Origin of the sequence: Streptomyces sp. JHA26 (genome assembly GCF_002005565.1) — a bacterium.
Taxonomy (GTDB): Bacteria; Actinomycetota; Actinomycetes; order Streptomycetales; family Streptomycetaceae; genus Streptomyces.
Map to the genome: position 1 here is coordinate 24,433 of NZ_BDJC01000071.1, position 7,767 is coordinate 32,199.

Genomic DNA, 7,767 nt, shown 5'->3' on the forward strand with positions numbered 1-7,767 from the left:
CCGTGGCAGCGGACCGCCTTGCGGCCGACGTGGTCGTCGTCGGGGCCGGTCCCGTCGGGCTGATGCTCGCCGGTGAACTGGCCCTCGCCGGCGCCGACGTGGTCGTCCTGGAGAAACGGCACGCCCCCAACCACGAGTCACGGGCCTCCACGCTGCACGCCCGCACCATGGAGATCCTCGACAGCCGGGAGCTGCTGCCCGACTTCGCCACCCCGCCGAACGAGCCCCGCGGGCACTTCGGGGGCATCCCCCTCGACCTCACCCTGCCCAGCACCCACCCGGGGCAGTGGAAGGTGCCGCAGACCAGGACCGAGGCGGTCCTGGAGGAATGGGCGCTGGCGCTGGGCGCCGAGCTGAAGTGCGGGCACGAACTCGTCGCCGTCGGCGAGACGGGGGACCGGGTCGAGGCCGAGGCGACCGGCCGGGACGGCGTGCTGCACCTGAGCTGCCGCTACCTGGTGGCCTGCGACGGCGAGAACAGCACCGTGCGCCGCCTGCTCGGCGCCGGCTTCCCCGGCCAGGACGCCGGACGGGAGCTGATCCGCGCCGACGTCGACGGCATCGAGATCCCCGACCGGCGCTTCCAGCGCCTGGAGCGGGGCCTCGCCATCGCCGCGCGCCGTCCCGACGGCGTGACCCGGGTGATGGTGCACGAGTTCGGCTCGTCCGCCCGCGAGCGTGCCGCCGACGCCTCGTTCGAGGAGATCGCCACCGTCTGGAAGCGGGTCACCGGCGAGGACATCAGCGGCGGGACACCGCTGTGGGTCAACGCCTTCGGCGACGCCTCCCGCCAGCTCACCCACTACCGGCACGGCCGGATCCTGTTCGCGGGCGACGCCGCCCACCGGCAGATGCCGATCGGCGGGCAGGCCCTCAACCTCGGCGTCCAGGACGCCTTCAACCTCGGCTGGAAGCTGGCCCTGCGCCTGGGCGGCAGGGCCGGCGACGAGCTGCTGGACACCTACCACACCGAACGGCACGCGGTGGGCCGGCGGGTGCTGGCCAACATCCGGGCCCAGGCCCACCTGCTGCTCGGCGACCGCACCGTGGAGCCCCTGCGCACGGTGCTCGGCGAGCTGATCGCCCAGGAGGACGTGCGGGCCCACCTCGCGGGCATGATCAGCGGCCTGGACGTGCGCTACGACGTCGGCGGCCCCGCGCACCCGCTGCTCGGCGCCCGGATGCCGCACACCGTGCTGCACACCGGCCGGCGCCGGCTCCACCCGGCCCAGCTGCTGCGCACCGGCAAGGGCGTCCTGCTGGACCTGCGCGGCGGCGACCCGGCCGGGCCGCCCGACGGCTGGGCGGACCGGGTGGGCGCGGTGGCGGCCCTCCCGGAGGACCCCGGCCCCCTGCACGGCGCCGGCCGCGTGCTGCTGCGCCCGGACGGCCACGTCGCCTGGGTGGGCGAGGACTCCGGCGAGGAGGGGCTGCGGACGGCCCTGAACCGCTGGTTCGGCCCGCCCGCGAGCCGGTAGGCCGTACCGGCCCCTCCCCCCACCGCAAGCGCCAAGGACGATTCTGAAGAAAGGGAACACCATGGAAGGGACAGCGGTGGACACCGATGTCGTCGTCGTGGGCGCGGGGCCGACCGGCCTGATGCTCGCCGGGGAACTCGCCCTCGGCGGAGCACGCGTCGTCGTGGTCGAGAAGCTGACCGAGCCCACCATGCAGTCGCGCGGCCTGGGCTTCACCGCCCGGACGATGGAGACGTTCGACCAGCGCGGGCTGCTGCCCCGTTGGGGCGGCCTGGAGACCATGCCGGTCGGGCACTTCGGGGGCGTGCAGTTCGACTATTCCGTGCTCCCGGACTCCCACTTCGGCGCCCGCGGCGTGCTGCAGTGGAAGACCGAGGAGGTCCTGGAGAAGTGGGCCACCGAACTCGGCGCGGACATCCGGCGGGGCTGGGAGTTCACCGAGCTGGCCGACGGCTTCCTGGACGGCGACGCCGTCGAGATCGCCCTGGACACCCCCGAGGGACCGCAGCGGCTGCGCGCCTCGTACCTGGTGGGCTGCGACGGCTCGCGCAGCCGCATCCGCAAGGCGGCCGGCTTCGACTTCCCCGGTATCCCGGCCAGCCGCAAGATGTACGTCGCCGACGTCGTCGGCTGCGAACTGCGCCCGCGCTACCTCGGTGAGCGGCTGCCCAGGGGCATGGTCATGGTCGGTCCGCTGGGTGACGGCGTGAACCGGCTCATCGTCTGCCCGCACGGCACCCCGGCCAGCGACCGCGACGCGACCGTCCCGTTCGAGGAGGTCGCCGACGCCTGGGAGCACATCACCGGGGAGGACATCCACCACGGCAGCGCGAAGTGGGTCAGCTCCTTCACCGACGCCACCCGCCAGACCTCCCGGTACCGGCGCGGCCGGGTCTTCCTGGCCGGCGACGCCGCCCACATCCACCTCCCGGCCGGCGGGCAGGGGCTGAGCACCGGCGTGCAGGACGCGGTCAACCTCGGCTGGAAGCTGGCCCTGGTCACGCGCGGGGCGGCACCCGAGGCGCTGCTCGACAGCTACCACGCCGAGCGGCACCCGGTGGGCCGGCGGCTGCTGATGAACACCCGCGCCCAGGGCACCATCTTCCTCGGCGGCGAGCAGGCGGACCCGCTGCGCGAACTGTTCGCCGAGCTGCTGCGGTACGACGACGTCAAGAAGCACCTCGCGGGCGTCGTCAGCCACCTCGACATCCGCTACGACCTCGGGGCGGAGGAGGCCGGCGGCCACCCGCTCGTGGGCCGCAGGATGCCGCCGCGGACGCTGGTGGGCGAAGACGGCGAGACCCGGATCGCCGAACTGCTGCACGCCGGGCGCGGGGTGCTGCTGGACCTGGCCGACGACGCCGGGGCGCGGGACGCGGCGGCCGGTTGGCGGGACCGCGTGGACGTGGCGACCGTGACCGCCGCGGACGCCGCCGGCGTCGAGGTCCTGGCCGGAGCGGCGGCCGTCCTGGTCCGCCCCGACGGCTACGTGGCCTGGGCCGGCACCCCGACGGCCGCGGGCCTCGCCCCCGTCCTGGAGCGCTGGTTCGGCCCGGCGGCCCGCTGACCCGCTCCCCCTCCGGCCGCCCGGCCTGCGGTGTGCGTCCCCCTCGCACCGCAGGCCGGGCGGACGGCTTTTCCCGCGACGCGCGTCCCCGCCCGGCCCCGCCGCTCCCGGCGGGGCCGGGCGCACGGCCGAGGCCCCGGCCGCTCCCCCCTCTCGGGGCGCGGCCGGGGCCTCGACGGGTCCGGCGGGACGATCGGACCGGACGGGCCCGGCGGGACGATCAGACCGGTACGGCCTCGACGACCGACACCGCGGCCGCCGTCTCCACGACGCGCTCCAGCCGGAAGCCGGCGCGGGCCAGGAGGTCGGCGTACTGGCCGGCCGTGCGCTCCCGGCCGCCGACGAGCAGCATCAGCCACAGGTCGACCAGCTTGCCCGAGTGCGGCTCGTCGCCCTGCTCCGGCACGACCATCTCGACCAGCAGCAGCTTGCCGCCCGGCCGCACGGCCGCCCGCACGTTCCGCAGGATCCTCAGCGCCTCCTCCTCGGGCCAGTCGTGCACGATGTGCTTGAGGACGTAGGCGTCGGCGCCGGTGGGCACCGGGCCGAACATGTCGCCGGCCACGGTCGTGCAGCGGTCCGCGACCCCCTGGCCGGCGAGGAACCCGGCGGCCCCGTTGGCCTCGACGCGCGGGTCGAACAGGATGCCGCGGGTCTGCGGCGCACTGCGCAGGATGCCCGCCAGCAGCCCGCCCTGCCCGCCGCAGAAGTCCAGCACGGTGCCGAAGGCGGAGAAGTCGTAGGCGGCGGCCACCGGTTCGGTCTCGGTGGCGGACATGTTGCCCATGCCGTTGATGAAGACCGAGCCGTACTCCGGGTTGCTCTCCAGGTACTCGAACGCGCCCATGCCGCGCAGCTTGGGCAGGCTCGGCTCGCCGGTGACCACCGTCTCCAGGAAGGCGCTCCAGTCCTCCCAGTGGATCGGGTGCCCCATCAGCAGCGCGATGTCCCGCATCGTCATCGGGTGGTCGGCGCGCAGTGCCTCTCCCATCGGGGTCAGCCCGTACGTGCCGTCCGGGTGGCCGGTGAAGACGCCCTGACTGGCCAGCAGCCGCAGCACCCGGCCCAGGGCGTCCGGGTTCGCGCCGACGCGCCCGGCGAGCTCCTCCGGGCCGAGCGGGCCGTCCGCCAGCGCCTCGGCCACGCGCAGCTCGGCGGTCGCCCGCAGAGCCTGCGTGACCATCGACCCCATGATCAGTTCGAGCAGGGCGAAGGGCGGCGGCGCCATTTCCCTGACCTGCTTCTGGAGTTCCGCCCGCTGTTTTTCCAGGTCGCGGACCACTGAAGGGGGCGGCAGTTCGGGCATGCGATTCCTCCCGTGCAATAGATGCTCGTTCCGTCCCAGCCGCCGAACGGGCAAGGGACCCGGTTGTCCACGGTAGGAATAATTTTCGGGCACCACTGGAGTGCTGCTCGAATTCCGATCGCGCCCGAATTAACTCTGTTTAAGTGCGGAAAACAAGCGGTCAAACACACCCGTCGGCTCCCCTATGGTGGCGCAGGTTTCGCATCCCGCTCTCCGAAAAATCGGGGGAAGCATGCAGCAGCGAAGAAGGAGAGACATGTCGAATTCACTCGCCTCCTGGAAGAAGGTCCTGCCGACGGCCGCCGCTGCGGCGATGGTGCTGACGGCCACGACGGCCGCCGCTCCGGCCGGGGCCCGGGCGGAGGAGAAGCCCGGGGCCACGCTGACGGTCGTCGCCTCCGGCCTGAAGAACCCCCGCGGCATCACCGCCCAGTCCGACGGCTCGGTGCTGGTGGCCGAGTCCGGCGAGGGCCTGCCGGGCTGCGCCGTGGGCACCCGGTGCCTGGGCGCCACCGGCGCCGTCGTCAAGGTGCCGTTCGGCGGCAGCATGAGCCGTGTGGTGACCGGCCTGCCCTCCGTCGCCGTCGGCGTCGCCGACCCCGCCACCGTCAACGCCAGCGGCCCGTCCCAGGCCGTGCGCAACACCACCGCGGGCGGCGGCTACACCGTGCTGTCCGCCTTCGGCGGCCCCGGCACCCCCGAGCTGCGCTCCTCCCTCGGCGCCTCCGCCAAGCCGCTGGGCACCGTCTACCGCACCGGCGACGGCAAGATCCTCGGCGACCTGGTCACCCACGAGGGCACCCTGAACCCCGACGGCGGGGACATCAACGGCAACCCGTGGCGGTTCGTGCCGGACGGCGCGGGCTTCCTGGCCACCGACGCCGGCTCGAACGACGTGATCGCCGGCCCGGGCGACGGCACCACCTCCACCAAGTACCTGATGCCGAAGAACGGCACCGCCGAGTCGGTGCCCACCGGCATCGTCAAGAGCTCGGACGGCACGCTCTACATAGCCGACATGGGCGGCGGGCAGGTCGGCGGCTCGCGCATCTGGAAGGTGGCGCCGGGCCAGCAGCCGCAGGTCCTCGTCTCCGGGCTGACCAACATCGTGGACCTCGCCCTCGACTGGAAGGGCGACCTGCTCGCCCTGTCCTACAGCTCCTCCTCGCTGGCCGGGGCGCCGACGCCGGGCTCGCTGTCCGAGATCGACCTGGACACCAAGAAGGTCACCACCGTCCCGACCGGCGACAGGCTGGTGCAGCCCTCCGGGCTCGGGGTCGACATCTTCGGCTGCGTGTACGTCACCAACCACTCCGTCGGCACGAACGGCCAGCTGGTGCGCATCTGGTACTGAGGCCGGCCGGCCCGACACGGGCTCATCGCGCCACCCCCTGAGACTGTCCTTCCCCTCGCGGCCCCGCCGGTTCCCCCCGCCGGCGGGGCCGTCGCCGTGCCCCGGGACGCGGAGCACGAGGTGGCCGGGCGGCGGCCGGGCCTCCGGTGGGGAACGGCTCGGCCGCCGCTCGACGGCGGGCGGAGGGGGACGGCCGCCGGCCGCACGGATCGGCATTCTGGCCGGGCATCCGCTTGCGCGGACCCCATCCGACGTCCAAGGAGGCCGCCCGTGTCCGTACACGCCCACACTCCCGCAGCAGCAGGGCCCACCGGCGTGTGGCTGGTCGGTGCCCGGGGCTCGGTCGCCACGACGACCGTCGCCGGCTGCGCGGCCCTCGCGGGAGGGCTGCTCGCGCCCACCGGCCTGGTCACCGAGACGCCCGCGTTCGCCCACAGCGGTCTGCCCGAGCTGTCCGGCCTGGTCTTCGGCGGCCACGACACCAGCAGCAGCCCGCTGCCCAAGCGGGCCGAGCAGCTCGCCGAGCAGGGCGTGCTGCCGCACTGGCTGCCGGGCGCCGTGCACGGCGAACTGACCGCCGTCGACAGCCGCATCCGCCCCGGCGGCCCGCTGGCCGGCGACGAACGCGGCACCGAGGAGCTGATCGACGCGTTCGCCGCGGACCTGCGGGAGTTCGCGCACGCCACCGGCGCCGTCCGCACCGTCGTGGTGAACGTCGCCTCCACCGAGCCCGCCCCCGGCCCCGGCGAGTGGCCGGCCAGCTCCCTGTACGCGGCGGCCGCCCTGCGCACCGGCTGCTCCTACGTCAACTTCACCCCCTCGACCGGACTGGGCCATCCGCGGCTGGCGGACGAGGCCGCCCGCGCGGGTACGCCGTACGCGGGCCGGGACGGCAAGACCGGCCAGACCCTGCTGCGGGCGGTGCTGGCGCCGATGTTCCGCCAGCGGGCCCTCCAGGTGCGGGCCTGGTCGGGCACGAACCTGCTCGGCGGCGGCGACGGGGCCGCGCTCGCCGACCCGGCGGCCGCCGCCGCGAAGAACGCCGGCAAGGAGCGGGTGCTGGTCGACAACCTGGGCGTGCGGCCCGAGGGCGACGTGCACATCGACGACGTCCCCGCGCTCGGGGACTGGAAGACGGCGTGGGACCACGTCGCCTTCGAGGGCTTCCTCGGCACCCGCATGGTGCTGCAGACGATCTGGCAGGGCTGCGACTCCGCGCTCGCCGCGCCGCTCGTACTGGACCTGGCGCGGCTGCTGGCCCGCGCCCACGAGGCGGGCCTGTCCGGGCCCCGGCCCGAACTCGGCTTCTACTTCAAGGACCCCGACGGCGACAGCACGTCCCTGGCCCAGCAGTACGCGGCCCTGCTGGCGTTCGCCGACCGGCTGGGGGAGCACCGGTGAGCCTCGCCTCCACCGGCGTGGTCCGGCGGCTGCGGCCCCGCCCCGCCGCCACGGCGCGCACCGCCGCCACGGCCGTCACCGCCGGCCGCGCAGCCCGTCCGGCTCTCTCCGCCGCCACCGCCCGGACCTGGGCCGAACTGCTGCGGGCCCCCGCGGTGTTCACGGTGCCCGGCGACGTGCTGGCCGGCACCGCGGCCGCCGGGGCGCGGCCCGGGCGGACGACCGCCCTCGCGGTGGGCGCCTCGATGTGCCTGTACGAGGCGGGCATGGCCCTCAACGACTGGGCGGACCACGAGGAGGACGCGGTGCAGCGCCCGCACCGCCCGCTGCCCTCGGGCCGCATCCGGCCGCGTGCCGCGCTGACGGCGGCGGGCACGCTGACGGCGGCGGGCCTGGCCCTGGCCGCCTGTGCCGGCCGGCGGACCCTGGCCGTGGCCGTGCCGCTGGCGGCCACGGTGTGGGCGTACGACCTGAAGCTGAAGCACACCCCGGCCGGTCCCGCCGCGATGGCCGCCGCGCGCGGACTGGACCTGCTGATGGGGGCGGCCGCCACCGGCCGTCCGCCGCGCCCGGCCCTCGTCCCGGCGGCCACCCTGGCCGGCCACACCTGCGCCGTCACCCTGGTCTCCCGCCGCGAGACCGGGGGGCGGCTCGCCGGCGG

6 protein-coding genes are annotated in these 7,767 nt (G+C 75.1%); 5 read left to right on the top strand and 1 reads right to left on the bottom strand.

What is annotated here, in order from left to right; translation table 11 throughout:
• Positions 1-2: 2 nt before the first annotated feature.
• On the top strand, positions 3-1,478 hold the full coding sequence (locus JHAT_RS35805; RefSeq protein WP_290439823.1) for an FAD-dependent oxidoreductase: 1,476 nt from the start codon (positions 3-5) through the stop codon (positions 1,476-1,478).
• Positions 1,479-1,539: 61 nt separating this feature from the next.
• Positions 1,540-3,045, top strand: a complete 1,506-nt coding sequence (locus tag JHAT_RS29835) for an FAD-dependent monooxygenase (protein WP_077801401.1) — start codon at positions 1,540-1,542, stop codon at positions 3,043-3,045.
• 220 nt (positions 3,046-3,265) lie between these two features.
• On the opposite strand, the gene JHAT_RS29840 is transcribed toward JHAT_RS29835, so the two are convergent.
• Positions 3,266-4,351 (bottom strand): methyltransferase, encoded by a 1,086-nt coding sequence (locus JHAT_RS29840; protein WP_077801402.1) that lies wholly within the window; start codon positions 4,349-4,351, stop codon positions 3,266-3,268.
• A gap of 256 nt (positions 4,352-4,607) precedes the next feature.
• Between JHAT_RS29840 and JHAT_RS29845 the strand changes: the two genes are divergently transcribed.
• The 3 genes from JHAT_RS29845 to JHAT_RS29855 all read left to right on the top strand — a co-directional run.
• Entirely contained in the window at positions 4,608-5,705 is a 1,098-nt protein-coding gene (locus JHAT_RS29845) for a ScyD/ScyE family protein (RefSeq protein WP_077801403.1), read from the top strand.
• Between the two features lie 270 nt (positions 5,706-5,975).
• Positions 5,976-7,106 carry an inositol-3-phosphate synthase gene (locus JHAT_RS29850; protein WP_077801404.1) on the top strand — a complete coding sequence of 377 codons (1,131 nt, stop codon included), beginning with the start codon at positions 5,976-5,978 and terminating at the stop codon, positions 7,104-7,106.
• 137 nt (positions 7,107-7,243) lie between these two features.
• Positions 7,244-7,767 (top strand): SCO3242 family prenyltransferase (locus tag JHAT_RS29855; protein ID WP_253195655.1); only part of this gene is annotated, 524 nt, incomplete at its 3' end.